The following is a 16,219-nucleotide window of genomic DNA, read 5'->3' as shown; positions in this document are numbered from 1 at the left end:
GATCTTATTGATAACCAAGATCCTATTGAAGACTTGGCGAAAGCGGGCCGTCACGAGGAAGGCTCGCGCCCGCCGGCCCGTAGCGCTGCCAGCATCTTGGCATCCGGCCCCGTTTCATCCGCATCGCTGGTCGAGAGCATCTCGGCCAGCCGCGACCTCGCCCGGTTGACACGGCTCTTGATGGTACCGAGCGCAACGCCGCAGATCTCCGCCGCCTCCTCATAGGAGATACCCGAAGCGCCCACCATGATCAGGGCCTCGCGCTGTTCCTCGGGCAACTTGGCGAGGGCCGCCGTGAAATCAGCGATCGCCAGGTGCCCTTCCTGGTCGGCATGGACGGCAAGGCGCTCGGCATAGACCCCATCGCTATCCTGCACCTCGCGCGAACGCTTGCGGTAGAGCGAGTAGTAGATGTTGCGCAGGATGGTGAACAACCAGGCTCGCATATTGGTGCCCGGCTCGAACTTATCGGCATTGGCCCAGGCCTTGAGCAGCGTATCCTGCACCAGATCGTCCGCCAGGGTGATCGAACCCGACAGGGACGCGGCGAAGGCACGCAGACTGGGAATATGTGCGATGAGCCCGTCCTTGAAGCTATCGCCGCTCATCGTCCTTGCCCTCCCCGGCCTTCTTCTCCTGCTCTTCGAGCTCGGCCAGGAGTGTCAAAAACCTGTCGGGCACGGGCGCCCGGACGATCGATTCGTAATGGGCCTGCAGGGAGCGAGCGACATAGTCGCGGATCTGCGGATCGAGCTTGCCGCCATCGGGGGGGCTCTGATCGGGCAGATCCTCGTCTGGCTTCTTATTCCTCGACATTACTACTCCCGTGAAACGGCTTGGCACCGCCATTGCTTCCAGGCAGATTCCTCTCGATCAGGCCATGGACCCGCTCGGGAGGAATCTGCACGACACCGAACATTTGCAGAGTTTTTGGTGAAGCCCGTCCACGGGCTCCACCGGGAAACTCTGCCTGGGCAAGGTGAAGGCCCGTCGTCGGTGAAGACACAATGCAATGCCAACCGGCGAAACGCATCCCATGCCGAATACGTTCCATCCTGTCGAAGAAATAAATTCATTGTCAGGAACTATTCGTCTGTGGTGCTCTTCCGATGCCGCATGAGCGACCGATCAAAGCGTTTTGCGATGGGACGGGATCACCTGAGAATCGCAAGGACGCACTGTCCAATCCGTTGGATTGGCTTGGAAACAAAGAGTTAGAATAAAAGCGCTTTTCACCATGACGCGCTTTGCTCTGGGAGCATGTTCAATGTCGATCGCAGCCGAGATCGCGCCGCAACTGCCTTATCTGAGGCGTTTTTCCCGGGCCCTGAGCGGCAGCCAGGCCAGCGGCGACGCCTATGTGGTCGAGACGCTGGAGACCCTGGTTGCCGATCCTGGCTCCTTTCCGCGCGCCCTGCCGCCGCGCATCGCGCTCTATCAGGTATTCCTGAGACTGTGGTCTTCCCTGGCTTTGAACATGGAGCCGGCCAAGCAGGTCGAGGGCATTTCGCCGGAGCAACGCCTGGAACGCCTGGCCCCGCGCTCACGCCAGGCCTTCCTGCTGACCACGATGGAAGGCTTTTCCTCGGAAGAGGCAGCCATCATCATGCGCGTCGACGAGAAGGAAGTGATCACCCTGGTGGTCGAGGCGACCGAGGAGATCGCCCGCCAGATCGCCACCGAGATCCTGATCATCGAGGACGAGCCGATCATCGCGCTCGACCTGCAATCGATCGTGGAAGAACTTGGGCACAGCGTCGTCGGCATCGCCCGTACCCATGCCCAGGCGCTCGCCCAGGTGGCGGAACACTCCCCTGGCCTGATCCTCGCCGACATCCAGCTTGCCGATGGCAGCTCCGGCCTGAAGGCCGTGAACGAGATCCTGACGAGCGTGGAACTGCCGGTGATCTTCATCACGGCCTATCCCGAAAGGCTGCTGACCGGCCAGCAGCCGGAACCGACCTTCCTGATCACCAAGCCCTTCCGGCCCGAAATCGTGAAGGCCACGATCAGCCAGGCTCTGTTCTTCGACAAACGGGCCAGCATCCGCCCGGCCTGAATCGCCTTCCCTGCGAGGGCCGAGGCCTCGCCCCGCGACGAGCAGCCCGATAAACACGGGCTTCTTCGGCAAGCACAGGAAACGGGTGGCTGGTACCCGGGCTATCGGCTTTTGTCTCGGCGATCCTTTCCTTGCCGAGGCTTGTCATGAAGATGCCCGAAACAGACCGCCTGCCACCGGCCTTCCGGCGCATCGGCTGGTCGAACCTCCTTGCCCAGCTCTCCGAGCAGATCGCCCTTGCCGCCGCGCCCCTCGCGGCCGTGATCCTGCTCGCCGCCGGCCCCGCCGAGACAGGCTGGCTCCAGACGGCCCAGACCCTGCCCTTTCTCCTGCTCTCCATCCCCGCCGGCCTGATCGCCGATCGGGCTTCGCGGCGAAGGCTGATGGCGGCATCGGAGGCGTTGCGTGCGCTCTCGCTTGCGCTCACCGTCCTGCTGCTCGGCCTCGGCCGGATGAGCCTGTTCCTGCTGGCCCTGCTCGGCTGCATCGGTGCGATCGGCACGGTGTGCTACAGCGTCGCCGCCCCGGCCCTGATCCCCACGCTGGTGCCGCGCGCCCGGCTTGCCGACGCCAATCGCTGGCTGGAACTGGCGCGCAGCGCCGCCTATGCCGGCGGCCCGGCCCTGGGCGGCGCCCTGGTCGGCTGGACCGGGGCGCCCGTCGCCTATGTCCTCTCCGCCATCCTCTCGATCTGGGCGGTGCTCCTGCTCACCGGCCTGCCGAAGGAAGAGATGGCGGCCCGTACCGGTCGCAGGCTCCTGCACGATCTCAAGGAGGGAGCCGCCTTCGTCATCCGCCACGACCTGCTGAGGCCGATTCTCCTGACCGCCGTCTTCTTCAATATTGGCTGGTTCTGCATCCAGGCCGTCTATGTCGCCTACGCCGTGCAGGTACTCGGATTGACGGCCTTGGAAGTCGGCATCACCCTCGGCATCTATGGGGCCGGCATGATTGCCGGCGCCGGCATCGCACCGGCACTGGCGCGACGCGTCTCCTTCGGCACCATGATCGTGCTCGGACCGCTCGGGGGTTTCTGCGCCGCGCTCCTCATGCTCGGGACGGTATGGTTTCCCTCCCCGTTCCTGGCCGCATTCAGCTATTTCCTGTTCGGCGCCGGGCCGATCCTGTGGACGATCACCACCACGACGCTCCGGCAGGCGATTACACCCAACGCCATGCTGGGACGGGTCTCGGCCCTGGTCATGACCGCAACCTTCGGAGCAAGGCCGGTCGGAGCGGCGGCGGGCGCCTTCATCGCCGCTCACGCCGGCGCAGCAGCCTGCCTGGGCGCGGCCGCCATCGGCTTCCTGGTCCAGCTCCTGGTCATCCTGCTGTCCCGCGTGCCAAGGCTGCGTGCCCTGCCCGACATGGCCTGACGGCGCACGCCGCTCAGTTCGACCGCTCAGCCAGGCCGCGCACCTGATGGACGAATTCGTCGGGATTGAAGGGTTTGCTGACCAGGAGGCAGTCGAAATAGAGCCGACGCCGCTCCGGCAGGCCAAAGCCGGAGACGAACATGATTTCCAGACTGGGCCAGCGTTCCCTGGCCTTCAAGGCAAGATCATAGCCGCTCATCGGCCCGGGCATGCGGACATCGGTGATCAAGACCCGGGCATCCCCGTTCGAGGCCAGGATGTCGAGCGCAGCTTCGGCGCGACCGGCCTGCAGCACCCTGAAGCCGGCATCTTCGAGCAAATCGGCCGTGATCAGCCTGACATCCTTGTCGTCATCGACCAGCACCACGGTGACCGGAGGGGCACCGTCGACATCGTCGCCTCCTGATTCGGCGCCGGGACCGCCATGGACCGGCTTGCGTGGGCCCGTGCGATGTTCCGGCGCGTTGTGCATGGCTGGCTCGGCGAAGGCTTGCTGTTTCACGGCTCTTGTCCCCTCAGGCTCCGTCAGGACGTCCCGCAATGGATCGGCATCGCAAAGGCGTTTCGAAACAACGAGTTGAGGCAAACGAGCATTCAACCGGGAATGCTCGTCTGCTCTGGGGAACGAACGCCCGAAGCAGGCCTTTGTTCCGACTCAACCTTCGGGCAGCATCGACCGGACCTTGGCCTCGAATTCGCCGGTCTCGAAGGGCTTGACGACGACGTCCTGTCCTTCATCCATTTCGAGATCCTGCCGCTCGGCGGCTTCATAACCGGTGAGGAAGAGCACCTTCAGCGCCGGCCTTGCCTCGCGCGCCCGCCGGGCTAGATCCCATCCGTTCATGCCCGGCAGCCCGATATCCGTGATCAGCAGATCGATGTTCTGCGCACCCTCCAGCAGGGGAAGGGCCGCATCGGCATCCTTGGCCTCCAGCGTGGCAAAGCCGAGATCGTTCAGGATATCGACGACGAGCAGTTGGATGACTGCCTCGTCTTCGACGACGAGGATGGTTCTCTTGTCGTGATCGGCCATGCTTCGGATCTCGGACTCAAATCGAAATTGCAGCCGGAAACCGCTTCCGGAACTGAGAATCACTAGCTGCTGAAATGGGCGCCCCGGGGCGCTCGAACCACTATAGACGATCTGGCCGGGAAAACAGGAGCGCGCTCAATCGACGCGCTCGAACAGGACCAGCGAGCGGCCGGCAAGCGCATAGGCGTCACCGACGGCGATGTCGGCTTCGGGCAGGCCCGGATCGTCGGTGGCGACCAGGCGTTTCCAGGCCGAACCGTCATAGCAGGGAGGCATGGTGAAGCTCATCGTCTCGTGATGGGCATTGAGCAGGACGAGCAGCGTGGCGTCCGATCCACGCTTGCGGATGCCGCTGGCCTGGGCCCGGCCGTCCAGCAACAGGCCGAAGCAGGCAGGTTCACCCGTATCGTCCCAGTGCGACCGCGTCATTTCCTCGCCGCTGCGATGGATCCAGGTCGCCTCGCGCACGTCGATCGCCTCGTTGATGCGCTCGCCGATCAGAAAGCGTGATCGCCGCAGAATGGGATATTTACGTCTGAGCGCCGTCAGCCTGCGGACGAAGTCGGTCAGCGCCTTGCCTTCTTCCGCCGCCTGCCAATCGAGCCAGCTGGTCTCGTTGTCCTGGCAGTAGGCATTGTTGTTGCCTTGCTGGCTGCGGCCGAACTCGTCGCCGGCCACGATCATCGGCGTCCCCTGGGACAGCAGCAGCAACGCCAGGAAATTGCGCATCTGACGCTCGCGCAGATCTGTGACGGCAGCATCCTCGCTCGGCCCCTCGACACCGCAATTCCAGGAGCGGTTGTTGGAGCTGCCGTCGCGATTATCCTCGCCATTGGCCTCGTTATGGCGGTCATTATAGGAAACCAGGTCGCGCAGCGTGAAACCGTCATGGGCGGTGACGAAATTGACCGAGGCCCAGGACTTGCGACCGCGATGGTCGAACTTGTCCGGCGAGCCGCACAGGCGCGGCGCCAGGGCCGCAGGCCGGGCCTCGCCCCGCCAGAAGTCGCGCGCCGTATCGCGATAGACGTCGTTCCACTCGGCCCAGCCGGGCGTGAAGCCGCCGACCTGGTAGCCGCCGAGCCCGACATCCCAGGGTTCGGCGATCAGCTTGACATTCTCCAGCACCGGATCCTGGCTGACAGCCTTGAGGAAGCCGCTATCGGGATTGAAGCCATCGACCTCGCGGGCCAGCACGGTGCCGAGGTCGAAGCGGAAGCCGTCGACATGCATCTCGTTCACCCAGTAGCGCAGGCTGTCCGTCACCATCTGGATCACGCGTGGATGGCTGACATTGAGGGTGTTGCCGGTGCCGGTATCGTTGATGTAGTAGCGCGGCTGATCGGGCATCAGCCGGTAATAGGAGGCGTTGTCTATCCCCTTGAAGGACAGGGTCGGGCCGAGTTCATTGCCCTCAGCGGTGTGGTTGTAGACGACGTCGAGGATGACCTCGAGGCCGGCATCGTGGAAACGCGCCACCATCTGCTTGAATTCAGCCAGCACGCCAGCGGGGTCGGCGGCATAACGCGGATCGGGCGCGAAAAAGCCGATGGAATTGTAGCCCCAGTAGTTTCTCAGGCCACGCTGGAGCAGGTGATCGTCGTCGACGAAGGTATGGACCGGCAGGAGCTCGACGGTGGTGACACCGAGCGAGCGGATATGTTCGAGGGACTGGATCGAGGCGAGGCCGGCATAGGTGCCCTGCAAGGCTGGCGCGATCCCGGGATGGCGCTTGGTGAAGCCCTTCACATGGGTCTCGTAGATGATGGTCTGGTCCCAGGGCACCAGCGAACGATTGCCCGGCCAGTCAAAACGCGCATCCACCACCATGCAGCGGGGCATGAAGGGGGCGCTGTCGCGCGTATCGAAGCTGAGATCGCCCTCTCCGAGCGTATAGCCGAACAAGGCCGGATCCCATTTCAACGCGCCGACATGGGCGCGAGCATAGGGGTCGAGCAGGAGCTTGTTGGGATTGAAGCGGTGACCGGCCTCGGGCTCGTAAGGGCCGTGCACGCGATAGCCATAGAGCATGCCGGGGCTGACATCGGGCAGATAACCATGCCAGATCTCGTCGGTGAACTCAGGCAATTCGATGCGCTCGAGCTCCTCGACGCCGCTCGGATCGAACAGGCAGACCTCGACCTTGGTGGCATTCGCCGAAAACAGCGCGAAATTGGTGCCCGCCCCATCCCAGATCGCCCCTCGCGGGTGGGGATGTCCTTCACGGATCCGCGTGCCGAAGAGCTGGGTCATGCCATCGTCTCCCGTTCGGCCGTCCTGCGGACCACCCGCTCATAGAGCAGCGAGAGGTACCGCGCATCACGGCGGCACACTGCACTGCAACATGGAGCGATGCAAGCATTTGGGCTTCGTTGCAAATCCGGTTTCACATGAAACGCGCCAGGGTCGGAAAAGTGCCGCACGCTTCGCGACACGCCCCAGCCGGCAGTCATCCCAAGGCTCGACAAGCTGTATCAACGCCGGGAACCCGGCCCGATCGCCTTCCATTTGATATAGGCCGGAACTCTCAGGCCTCCCATTGTGTTGGGCCTGACCGTGGCGTGCTAACGAGGCACTCCCGATGAGAAGACAACGAATCCGGGCCACCAGCAGGGGCATGTATGCAAGATCAGACCAGTTCCCTTTCCGCCGACAAGCCCGCCGCGCCGCCCGCTGCCCCTGTCGAGCTCGACGAGGGGCCCAGCGGCGTCTCGCCCCAGACGGCCATCCAGGCCTGCCTGCTCGTTCTGGCGAGCCTGACGATCGCCTATGTCGCCGCCGACATCATCCTGCCGCTGGTGCTCGCCTTCGTGCTGAAACTGCTGTTCCAGCCGATCATGCGCCAGCTCGAGCGGTTCCGCCTGCCGCGCAGCATCGCCGCCCTCCTGATGATCTTCGTCTTCTTCGGCCTGTTCGTGGGGCTGGGGGCCGCGGTCGCAGGTCCCGCCACCGAATGGGCCACCCGCCTGCCGGACGCCCTGCCGCGGCTTCAGCAGCGCCTTTCCTTCCTCAACCAGCCGATCCAGACCTTCCAGAGCTTCATGCAGCAGATCGGCGCCAGCGGGGGCGCTAATGTCGACATTCTCGGCGCGGCTTTCCGCGGCACGCAGCATTTCGCCAGCGGCTTCTTCGAGACGATCCTGATCCTGTACTTCCTGCTGGTGTCTGGCGACACCTTCCTGCGCCGGATGGTCGAAATCCTGCCCCGCTTCAGCGACAAGCGGCAGGTCGTGACGCTGTCGCAGCAGATCGAGGAAAACATCTCGATCTATCTGGCGACGATCACCGTGATGAACGGGCTGGTGGGGCTGGCGACCGGCCTGACCATGTGGGCCACCGGGCTCGGAGACCCCGTATTGTGGGCTGTCGTTGCCTTCGCCCTCAATTTCGTGCCGATCATAGGCCCCTTCTTCGGAGTTGCCCTGTTCGCCTTTGCCGGCCTGCTGCAGTTCGACACCATGCTGACAGCTTTCCTGCCGGCCGGCCTCTATCTGGTGATCCACCTGATCGAGGGCGAAATCGTCACGCCCATGCTGCTGGCCAAGCGCTTCACCCTCAACCCGGTGCTGATCATCCTGGCGCTGATCTTCTGGTTCTGGCTATGGGGCGCGCCAGGGGCCATCCTGGCGGTTCCGATGCTCGCCATCCTCAAGATCATCTGCGATGGGGTCGGGCCTCTCAACAATATCGGCCGTTTCCTGGAGGCATGAGGCGGCAATCCGGATTTTGCTGGGCGAGGTGCGGAATCGGTGTGCCGATCTGGAGATCGGCACACCTGTCCTCCGCCATACCTCCCGCTCAGCCCGGCAGCATGTCCTTCAGGCGCAGGCGGGCGATCTCGCCGATCTGCTTGACGGCCTCGGCGAATTCCTGGTTCCGGTCATGCTGCAGGCGCCGCTCGAAGGCGGCGACGATCTCGGCCTTGCTGCGTCCCTTGATCGCCATGATGAACAGGAAGCCGAACCGGGCCTTGTAGGCGTCGTTGAGCTCGGTGAACCGCTCGAGCTCGGCGGGGGTGAGGCGGTCGAGGCCGGCGGAAGCCTGCTCGGCGGAGGATTCGGCAGTCAGCATCTTGGCCTGGGCCAGTTTGCCGGCCAGGTCGGGATGCGCCATGATCAAGGCGAGCTTGGCCTCGTCGGACGCCGAGACCAGCACCTTCATCATCGCCGCATGCAGGCCTTCGGCCGTGTCCTCGGCCGGCGTCAGGCCCTTGTCGTAGGCGCCTTCCGCCACCCAGGGCGAATGCTCGAACACGCCGCCGAAGCGCTCGACGAACAGAGCGCGGTTGAGGCGCGTCGGCACATAGCCGCCTTCCGGCGGGTGCTGACGGATCCAGTGACGGGCGATGTCGAGGCGGGTGGCGAACCAGACATCGGCATGGCTGCGGGCATAATCGAGGAAGCGGGCGAGCGCAGCGGCGCGGCCGGGGCGGCCGACCAGGCGGCAATGCAGGCCGATGGACATCATCGCCGGCTGCTCGGTGCCTTCGGCATAGAGCGTGTCGAAGCTGTCCTTGAGATAGGCGAAGAACTGGTCGCCGCTGTTGAAGCCCTGGGGCGTGGCGAAGCGCATGTCGTTGGCGTCGAGCGTATAGGGCACGATCAGCTGGGGCCCCCGCGGCCCTTCGACCCAGTAGGGCAGTTCGTCGGCATAGGAATCGGCCGAATAGAGAAAGCCGCCCTCCTCCATGGTCAATTGCAGCGTCCGGGCCGAGGTGCGGCCCTGATAGAAGCCGAGCGGCCTGGAACCGGTGACCTCGGTGTGGACGCGGATGGCCTCCTCGATGTGCTCGCGTTCGCCTTCCTTGGTGTAGTCGCGATAATCGATCCATTTCAGGCCGTGGCTGGCGATTTCCCAACCGGCCTCGACCATGGCGGCCACGGCCCCGGGATTGCGCTGCATGGCACTGGCGATACCGAAGACGGTGACCGGGATCTGGCGCTCGGTGAACATCCGGTGCAGGCGCCAGAAGCCGACGCGCGAGCCATATTCGTAGATCGATTCCATGTTCATGTGGCGCTGGCCCGGCCAGGGCTGGGCGCCCACGATCTCGGACAGGAAGGCCTCCGAGGCCGCATCACCATGCAGGATGCAGTTCTCGCCGCCCTCCTCGTAATTCACCACGAATTGCAGGCAGACCCTCGCCTTGCCGGGCCACGCCGCGTGGGGCGGCTTGCCGGCATAACCGATGAGGTCGCGATCATAGGTTTCTTGCGTCATTGCGGTCATCACTCACGAGCCCCGATAGGTCGAATAGCTGAAGGGCGAGCAGACCAGCGGCACATGGTAGTGGCCATCCTTGTCAGCGAGCGTCACGCGCAAAGGCACGACATCGAGGAATTCGCCGGCCCCGATGGCGCCGAGACCGCGGAAATAGGCACCGATGTGGAAGATGAGCTCATAGACGCCCGGCACGAAGGCATCGCCCACCATCAAAGGCTGGTCGGTGCGGCCATCCTGGTTCGTCGTCGTGGTCGTCACGCTGACGCGCCCACCCGCTGCATCCAGCCGCTGGAGTTCGATGGTCACGCCCTGCGCGGGCTTGCCCCTGGAGACGTCGAGCACATGCGTGGAGAGCCTTCCCATGTCGTCCTCACCCGATCCTGTCTTTGGGTGGCTTCGAGCACACCCTTGCGATCCGCCCGGACCGCGAAATGTTTTCGCTGGCACGGCCCATCAGGCCGCACCCCAGACCATAGCGACTTTGCCGCCCGGCATTTCCAAATATTTTGTGAAGATGTTTCGATAAAGAATACTCTTCTGCTGCAGGCCGTCCTGAGGCTTGATGGAGCGTGTCAGGCTTCATTTTCCTGCAAGGATGACAGGCCGGACGGCAAGGGCCCCAGCCGGGCGAGCTCGGTCGCGAGATAGCGTCGGCCACGCTCGACCAGCAGGTCGGCGAAAGCCTTTACCTTGAGGGGCACCAGATTTCGCGTCGGATAGAGCACGGCCAGCGTGGCAGGCGGTGGCGGATTGGCGGTCAGAACAGGAACCAGACGACCTTGGGCAAGCGCATCGGCAATTTCGTAGACCGGCTTGAGCACGATGCCGCGCCCGTCAAGCGCCCAGGCGGTGAGCACGTCGCCGTCGTCGGCGTCGAGCGAGCCCTTGATCGGAACGCTGATTTCGTCGCCATCCTGGCTGAGGGACCAGCGGAACTCACGCGAGCCGGGAAAGCGCAGGAGCAGGCATTGGTGGCGCGCCAGATCGGCCGGCGTCATCGGCATGCCGGCGCGCTCGATATAGGCGGGGGAGGCACACAGGACACGCTCGGCATCGGCGATCTTGCGCATGATCATCGAGCCGTCGGCATAGGTGACGAATTGCAAAGCGAGGTCGCAGGATTCGGCGATGATGTCGAGGCGGCGCTCGGACAGGCGCAATTGCACGTCGATCTGGGGATGGGTGTCGCGATAGGCCGCGGCGGTCGGGCCGACGAGGCGCCGACCCAGGCCGAGCGGCGCGGCGACCCGGATCGAACCCAGCGGCATGGCGCCGAGTTCGCCGATATTGGCCTCGGCCATGTCGATGGTGTGCAGGGCGTCGATGACATGGTCGTAGAAGATCCGGCCCTGTTCGGTCAGGCCCATATTGCGGGTCGTGCGATTGAACAGCCGGCAGCCGAGGTGGTTTTCCAGCGCCTGGATGCGCTGGCTGATCACATTGGCGGAAACCCGCATGCGGCGGCCGGCTTCGGAGAAGCTGCCTGCTTCGACGGCGCGGGCGAAGGAACGGAAATTTTCAAGCATGGCGGGCGGTTCCGTAGGACAGATCGGCGGCGACTGCTGTTCGTTGATCGAAACGGATGCAGCGCCCGGCCAAAGACTGCTTGTGCTTGATCATGCTCCCCCTCGTTCTGCCTGCGGCCGGAGCCGACTCTTCGTTCTCGACCTCATTCGATGAATAGAATGCGGATCGAGGACACTCAAACTGGCGAGACTCTTGCTTGTCAGCCCTTCGGGCCGGCGGTTCTTGCCGTGACTGTAGGAAATAATCATGCCTTGTGTAAGCCGGTCGTAAAGTGCCGCTTTCCAGGCAGGGACGGAAATGGGAGGAAATAACCTATGCTGATGACCCTGTACGAATGGGGCAGTCTGATGTTGCGCTGGGCCCATGTCATCACCGGCATCGCCTGGATCGGCTCCTCGTTCTACTTCATGCATCTGGACGCAAGCATGCGCCCCACCCCGAAGATCCCCGCGGGTCAAGGCGGCGAGGCCTGGGAAGTCCATGGCGGCGGCTTCTACCAGGTGCAGAAATATCTGGTGGCGCCTGACTTCCTGCCCGAGCACCTGACCTGGCACAAATGGCAGTCCTACTCGACCTGGCTGACCGGCTTCTGCCTGTTGCTGTGGGTCTATTACGCCCAATCCAGCCTGCTCCTGATCGATCCCAGCGTGCGGGTATTGTCGCCGGCCGTGGCCCTGGTGGTCGGCATTGGCGGCCTCGCCGCCGGCTGGCTGGTCTACGATTTCCTGTGCAAATCCCCGATCGGCAAGAACGAGACGCTGCTCGCCGGCATCGGCCTGGTGTTCGTGGTGTTCATGGCCTGGTTCTTCCAGCAGATGTTCTCGGCCCGCGGCGCCTTCATCCATACCGGCGCGCTGATGGCAACGATGATGTCGGCCAATGTGTTCTTCATCATCATCCCCAACCAGCACAAGGTGATCGCCGCGCTCAAGGCCGGGCAGGTGCCCGATCCGGCGCTCGGCAAGGCGGCCAAGCAGCGCTCCTCGCACAACAACTACCTGACGCTGCCCGTGCTGTTCCTGATGCTGTCCAACCACTACCCGCTTACCTATTCCAGCCCCTACGCCTTCCTGGTGGTCGGCCTGATCCTGGTCGCCGGCGCTCTGATCCGCGTGTTCTACAACGAACGCCATGCCGGTCGCGGCGACAAATGGTGGACCTGGGCGCTTGCGGCCATCCTGATCTTCGGCGCCATCTGGATCAGCGCCTTCCGCTCGCCGGCCTTCCGCGATGCCTTCGACCTCGGCGCCATCGAGGCGCCGGCGGCAACCGAAACCACGCTCGCCGCCACCGTGCCGGGGCCGGTGCACGATATCATCACCAGCCGCTGCTCGATGTGCCATGCCGAGACGCCAGTCTATCAGGGCATCAACATGCCGCCCAAGGGCGTGCTCCTGGATTCGCCCACCAATATCGCCCGCAACGAGCATGAAGTCTTCGTGCAATCGGTGATGACGCATGCCATGCCGCCCAACAACGTGACCGAAATGACCCTGAACGAACGCCGCGTGCTGCGCGATTGGGTGCTCAGGAGCGAGAAGGCGGCAGCGCAGGCCACGCCGGTCGACGCCGGCAAGTCCGCCGAAACCAAAGCAGTTGAAGCCAAGTCTGCAGCAACGGGTTCCGCCGTCCAGCTCGCCGTCCGCTGAATCCGTCTCGGCGTTAGTTTCCCTCCTATTTCCCTCGACATGTGCGATGGCCCCGCTTGCGGGGCCTTTTTTTGTCTTGGGCCAATGTCCTATCGCCGAGCACCCGGTCGGCGTGCCCATCCGTTTCGGCGACGGGTTGATCGAAGCAGAGCGAGCAAAGGCGGAAACCGCCTTTCTCGCCAGAGGCTGCCGCATGCCCACGTCCCGTGGTTCGAGAAAGGCGCGCGAGGTTTCGTCCCTGGCTTCGGCTGCCGCACACCGCAGCATGGGCGGATAGGGCGCCGGCCACCCTCCCTGACGTCAGGGAGGGTGGCCGGGCACAGCGAGGTCGGGTGGAGTTGAGGTTGAGGTCGAGTGGCGCGATCTTGCCATCCTCCGACCTGTTGGCGCCACTCTCCCCCTTCCGTCGCCGCTGCGCGGTGACAGCTTCCACGACGTCGGGGAAGGATTCCTGCGCTCCATATTGAAATTGCCAGACGGGTGGATCAGACAGCCGAAGCCGGCAAGGGATATCCGCGCCATTTCCGGCATACGGCGCGGAAAAGAAACACCGCACTATCGGGAAGCGCGCCGACGCCCGCACTTCGCAGGAAAAGGCAGGTGCGCTGCGTCCTGTATCGGCGAGAGAGAATCCCGCCCCGCGGCCGCTATACCGTGGCGCGGCCCCTGCCGAAAACGGCGAAACGGGACGGAGAGCACCACGAATCCAAAGAGCCTCCCGCTGGCGGGGGAGGCTCCTTCGGCATGCTCCGGCATGAGATAGAGCCGCGTCAGCGCACCTTTGTCGGTGGAACAGACCGCCAGCTCGTCGAGCGGGACCATGGCACGGTCTCCACAGGAGATAGCTGGTGTCGCGAGGGCTAGTCTCATCACAGCTTCATTCCCTCGGACAACACGAGAACAGCCCTGAAATCATTGACATTGGTCAAGGTCGGACCGGTGACGATCTGGTCGCCAAGGGCCTGAAACAGGGTATGGGCATCGTTGTTGTCGAGGCTGGCGATCGGATCGAGTCCGGCGGCGCGGGCGCGTGCAAGACTTGTGGGGTCGATCACCGCACCGGCCACTTCCTCGGCGCCGTCGACACCGTCGGTATCGCCGGCCAGGGCATGGATGCCGCGCTGTCCGCCGAGCTTGACGGCGAGCGAGAGCAGATATTCGACATTGCGGCCGCCCCGGCCCGTGCCGCGCACGGTGACCGTGGTCTCGCCGCCCGAAATCAGCACGCAAGGTGCGGCGGCGGGCTGGCCGTGCTGGGCGACCTGGCGGGCGATGCCGGCCATGACGATGCCGACATCGCGGGCTTCCCCCTCCAGGGAATCGCCCAGGATGATCGGCGTGATACCGGCCTTGCGGGCAACCGCCGCCGCGGCGAGCAACGACTGCTGGGGCGAAGCGATCAGATGAGTCTCGCAGCGCGCCAGGCGCGGATCCCCGGGCTTGGGCGTCTCCTCCAGTGCTGCCTCGAGATGGGCGATCACGGGGGCTGGCCCGTCTATGCCATAGCGGACGAGGATGGCGCGGGCATCGGCAAAGCTGGTGGGATCGGCCACGGTGGGGCCGGAGGCGATGGCGGCGAGATCGTCGCCCGGCACGTCGGAAATCACCAGGCTGACGACGCGGGCCGGAAAAGCGGCGGCGGCCAACCGCCCGCCCTTGATGGCGGACAGATGCTTGCGCACGCAGTTCATCTCGTCGATCGGTGCGCCCGATTTGAGCAGCGCCTTGTTGATCGCCTGCTTGTCGGAAAGCAGCAGCCCATCGGCCGGGAGGCTGAGCAGGGCCGAGCCGCCGCCCGAGATCAGGGCGATGACGAGATCGTCTTCCCCGGCCCCTTCCACCAGGGCCAGCATGCGCGCGGCGGCCTTGACGCCGTTGAGATCCGGCACGGGATGAGCGGCTTCGATCACCGTGATGCGCTGGCAAGGCACGGCATGGCCGTAGCGCGTCACCACCACGCCCTGAAGCGGCCCGTCCCAGGTGTCTTCCAGGGCCTTGGCCATGGCGGCAGCAGCCTTGCCGGCGCCGACGACGATGGTCCGCCCCTTCGGCGGCCGCGGCAGGAAGGCCGGCATGCAGGCAGAAGGCGTCGCCGCCGCCACTGCCGCCTCGAACATCGATGTCAACAATGCCCGCTCCGACATGGCGAACCTTTCAGAGGAAGAAAAGCTTTTGCGAATTATTATGTGTGTCGCGCCGCCCCTCACCCTGTCCCCAGTCCACTCCGAGCGGGGACAGGGCGCGGGACAACGCTACGGCCGGTCGAGAGCCGGCGCGTGCTGGCGTCAACCCTTGACCGGCGCGCCGATCTCGTAATTGGCCATGATCTCCAGGGCTCGGACCAGGCCGGAATGGTCCCAGGCCGCGCCGCCATGCGAGACGCAGGCATTGAACAGTTCCTGTGCCGTGGCGGTGTTGGGCAGGGAAAGGCCGAGCTGGCGGGCCGTGGTGAGGGCGAGGTTGAGGTCCTTCTGGTGCAGGGCGATGCGGAAACCCGGGTCGAAGGTGCGCTTGACCATGCGGTCGCCATGCACCTCCAGGATGCGCGAGGCGGCGAAGCCGCCCATCAGAGCCTCGCGCACCTTGGCCGGATCGGCGCCGGCGCGGGAGGCGAACAGCAGGGCCTCGCCGACCGCCTCGATGTTGAGGGCGACGATGATCTGGTTGGCGACCTTGGTGGTCTGGCCATCGCCATTGCCGCCGACCAGCGTGATGTTCTTGCCCATTGTCTCGAACAGTGGCCTGGCGCGCTCGAAGGCGGCTTCCGGTCCGCCGACCATGATGGTGAGGGATGCGGCCTTGGCACCGACCTCGCCGCCCGAGACCGGCGCGTCGAGATAGTCGCAGCCGAGCTCGTTGATGCGCTTGGCGAATTTCTTGGTCTCAACGGGCGAGATCGAACTCATGTCGATGACGAGCTTGCCGGCAGAGAGGCCTTCGGCGACGCCATTCTTGCCGAACAGCACGGTTTCCACGTCCGGGGTGTCGGGCACCATGGTGATGATGATGTCGGCCTTGCGGGCAACGTCGGCTGCGGTCGGCTCGGCCTTGCCGCCGGCCTTGACGAGTTCCTCGGGCACATTGCCGAGCGTGGTGAGGAAGAGCGTGTGACCGGCCGCGATCAGGTGCCCCGCCATCGGGGAACCCATGATGCCCAGTCCGACAAAACCGATATTCATGGTGAAGATCCTTGTTCTAGAAGCGCAAACGCCGGGCTATTCGCCTTCTCCCCTTGTGGGAGAAGGTGGCGCGAAGCGCCGGATGAGGGGTGGAGACGCCGGACTTTGAGAGGTCTGCAAGACCCCTCATCCCCCTGCCGGGACCCCTAGCGGTTCCGCAGGAACTGCGGAGT

General features: G+C 64.5%; 14 protein-coding genes. 4 read left to right on the top strand and 10 right to left on the bottom strand.

Annotation, left to right across the window (positions count from 1 at the left end):
* Positions 1 to 50: 50 nt before the first annotated feature.
* Together U1R88_RS11620 and U1R88_RS11615 are read right to left on the bottom strand one after the other, a co-directional pair.
* Positions 51 to 608 (bottom strand): sigma-70 family RNA polymerase sigma factor, encoded by a 558-nt coding sequence (locus U1R88_RS11620; RefSeq protein ID WP_068292008.1) that lies wholly within the window; start codon positions 606 to 608, stop codon positions 51 to 53.
* Positions 595 to 816, bottom strand: a complete 222-nt coding sequence (locus U1R88_RS11615) for a NepR family anti-sigma factor (protein ID WP_068292011.1) — start codon at positions 814 to 816, stop codon at positions 595 to 597. The genes U1R88_RS11620 and U1R88_RS11615 overlap by 14 nt, the downstream gene beginning before the upstream one ends.
* Before the next feature lie 451 nt (positions 817 to 1,267).
* Here U1R88_RS11615 and U1R88_RS11610 point away from each other — a divergent pair, with 451 nt between their 5' ends.
* Positions 1,268 to 2,059: a response regulator gene (locus tag U1R88_RS11610; RefSeq protein ID WP_322431389.1), complete on the top strand. Its 792-nt coding sequence runs from the start codon at positions 1,268 to 1,270 to the stop codon at positions 2,057 to 2,059.
* Positions 2,060 to 2,205: 146 nt separating this feature from the next.
* A complete protein-coding gene (locus U1R88_RS11605; protein ID WP_322431388.1) occupies positions 2,206 to 3,435 on the top strand; it encodes an MFS transporter in 1,230 nt (409 codons plus the stop codon).
* Positions 3,436 to 3,448: 13 nt separating this feature from the next.
* Here U1R88_RS11605 and U1R88_RS11600 read toward each other — a convergent pair whose 3' ends face one another.
* The 3 genes from U1R88_RS11600 to glgX all read right to left on the bottom strand — a co-directional run bounded on the left by U1R88_RS11600 (position 3,449) and on the right by glgX (position 6,721).
* Complete coding sequence (locus tag U1R88_RS11600; RefSeq protein ID WP_322431387.1) at positions 3,449 to 3,937, bottom strand: response regulator; 489 nt, start codon at positions 3,935 to 3,937, stop codon at positions 3,449 to 3,451.
* A gap of 153 nt (positions 3,938 to 4,090) precedes the next feature.
* Positions 4,091 to 4,468, bottom strand: a complete 378-nt coding sequence (locus U1R88_RS11595; protein ID WP_322431386.1) for a response regulator — start codon at positions 4,466 to 4,468, stop codon at positions 4,091 to 4,093.
* A gap of 135 nt (positions 4,469 to 4,603) precedes the next feature.
* Positions 4,604 to 6,721 carry a glycogen debranching protein GlgX gene (gene glgX, locus U1R88_RS11590; protein WP_322431385.1) on the bottom strand — a complete coding sequence of 706 codons (2,118 nt, stop codon included), beginning with the start codon at positions 6,719 to 6,721 and terminating at the stop codon, positions 4,604 to 4,606.
* Between the two features lie 368 nt (positions 6,722 to 7,089).
* Here glgX and U1R88_RS11585 point away from each other — a divergent pair, with 368 nt between their 5' ends.
* Positions 7,090 to 8,178 (top strand): AI-2E family transporter, encoded by a 1,089-nt coding sequence (locus tag U1R88_RS11585; RefSeq protein ID WP_068292023.1) that lies wholly within the window; start codon positions 7,090 to 7,092, stop codon positions 8,176 to 8,178.
* Between the two features lie 88 nt (positions 8,179 to 8,266).
* Here the strand turns inward: U1R88_RS11585 and puuE are convergent, their stop codons facing one another.
* The 3 genes from puuE to U1R88_RS11570 all read right to left on the bottom strand — a co-directional run bounded on the left by puuE (position 8,267) and on the right by U1R88_RS11570 (position 11,217).
* On the bottom strand, positions 8,267 to 9,688 hold the full coding sequence (gene puuE, locus U1R88_RS11580) for an allantoinase PuuE (protein ID WP_322431384.1): 1,422 nt from the start codon (positions 9,686 to 9,688) through the stop codon (positions 8,267 to 8,269).
* A gap of 12 nt (positions 9,689 to 9,700) precedes the next feature.
* Positions 9,701 to 10,054, bottom strand: a complete 354-nt coding sequence (gene uraH / locus U1R88_RS11575; RefSeq protein WP_322431383.1) for a hydroxyisourate hydrolase — start codon at positions 10,052 to 10,054, stop codon at positions 9,701 to 9,703.
* 209 nt (positions 10,055 to 10,263) lie between these two features.
* Entirely contained in the window at positions 10,264 to 11,217 is a 954-nt protein-coding gene (locus U1R88_RS11570; protein ID WP_322431382.1) for a LysR family transcriptional regulator, read from the bottom strand.
* A 315-nt stretch (positions 11,218 to 11,532) separates the two neighbouring features.
* On the opposite strand from U1R88_RS11570, the gene U1R88_RS11565 reads away from it, so the two are divergent.
* A complete protein-coding gene (locus U1R88_RS11565) occupies positions 11,533 to 12,867 on the top strand; it encodes a urate hydroxylase PuuD (protein ID WP_322431381.1) in 1,335 nt (444 codons plus the stop codon).
* 869 nt (positions 12,868 to 13,736) lie between these two features.
* On the opposite strand, the gene U1R88_RS11560 is transcribed toward U1R88_RS11565, so the two are convergent.
* Positions 13,737 to 14,984, bottom strand: a complete 1,248-nt coding sequence (locus U1R88_RS11560; protein ID WP_425545428.1) for a glycerate kinase type-2 family protein — start codon at positions 14,982 to 14,984, stop codon at positions 13,737 to 13,739.
* A 168-nt stretch (positions 14,985 to 15,152) separates the two neighbouring features.
* Entirely contained in the window at positions 15,153 to 16,046 is an 894-nt protein-coding gene (glxR, locus tag U1R88_RS11555; RefSeq protein ID WP_068292041.1) for a 2-hydroxy-3-oxopropionate reductase, read from the bottom strand.
* Positions 16,047 to 16,219: the final 173 nt, after the last annotated feature.

The sequence above is a fragment of the Labrys sedimenti genome, from assembly GCF_034424805.1.
In the GTDB taxonomy this organism is placed as follows: domain Bacteria; phylum Pseudomonadota; class Alphaproteobacteria; order Rhizobiales; family Labraceae; genus Labrys; species Labrys sedimenti.
This window is presented reverse-complemented; position numbering and strand designations above follow the sequence as displayed.

Bases quoted from the DNA above. Each gene is read 5' to 3' on its own strand.
- U1R88_RS11620 (WP_068292008.1), bottom strand. From the start codon at position 608: ATGAGCGGCGATAGCTTCAAGGACGGGCTCATCGCACATATTCCCAGT.
- U1R88_RS11615 (WP_068292011.1), bottom strand. From the start codon at position 816: ATGTCGAGGAATAAGAAGCCAGACGAGGATCTGCCCGATCAGAGCCCC.
- U1R88_RS11610 (WP_322431389.1), top strand. From the start codon at position 1,268: ATGTCGATCGCAGCCGAGATCGCGCCGCAACTGCCTTATCTGAGGCGT.
- U1R88_RS11605 (WP_322431388.1), top strand. From the start codon at position 2,206: ATGAAGATGCCCGAAACAGACCGCCTGCCACCGGCCTTCCGGCGCATC.
- U1R88_RS11595 (WP_322431386.1), bottom strand. From the start codon at position 4,468: ATGGCCGATCACGACAAGAGAACCATCCTCGTCGTCGAAGACGAGGCA.
- glgX (WP_322431385.1), bottom strand. From the start codon at position 6,721: ATGACCCAGCTCTTCGGCACGCGGATCCGTGAAGGACATCCCCACCCG.
- U1R88_RS11585 (WP_068292023.1), top strand. From the start codon at position 7,090: ATGCAAGATCAGACCAGTTCCCTTTCCGCCGACAAGCCCGCCGCGCCG.
- puuE (WP_322431384.1), bottom strand. From the start codon at position 9,688: ATGACGCAAGAAACCTATGATCGCGACCTCATCGGTTATGCCGGCAAG.
- uraH (WP_322431383.1), bottom strand. From the start codon at position 10,054: ATGGGAAGGCTCTCCACGCATGTGCTCGACGTCTCCAGGGGCAAGCCC.
- U1R88_RS11570 (WP_322431382.1), bottom strand. From the start codon at position 11,217: ATGCTTGAAAATTTCCGTTCCTTCGCCCGCGCCGTCGAAGCAGGCAGC.
- U1R88_RS11565 (WP_322431381.1), top strand. From the start codon at position 11,533: ATGCTGATGACCCTGTACGAATGGGGCAGTCTGATGTTGCGCTGGGCC.
- U1R88_RS11560 (WP_425545428.1), bottom strand. From the start codon at position 14,984: ATGTTCGAGGCGGCAGTGGCGGCGGCGACGCCTTCTGCCTGCATGCCG.
- glxR (WP_068292041.1), bottom strand. From the start codon at position 16,046: ATGAATATCGGTTTTGTCGGACTGGGCATCATGGGTTCCCCGATGGCG.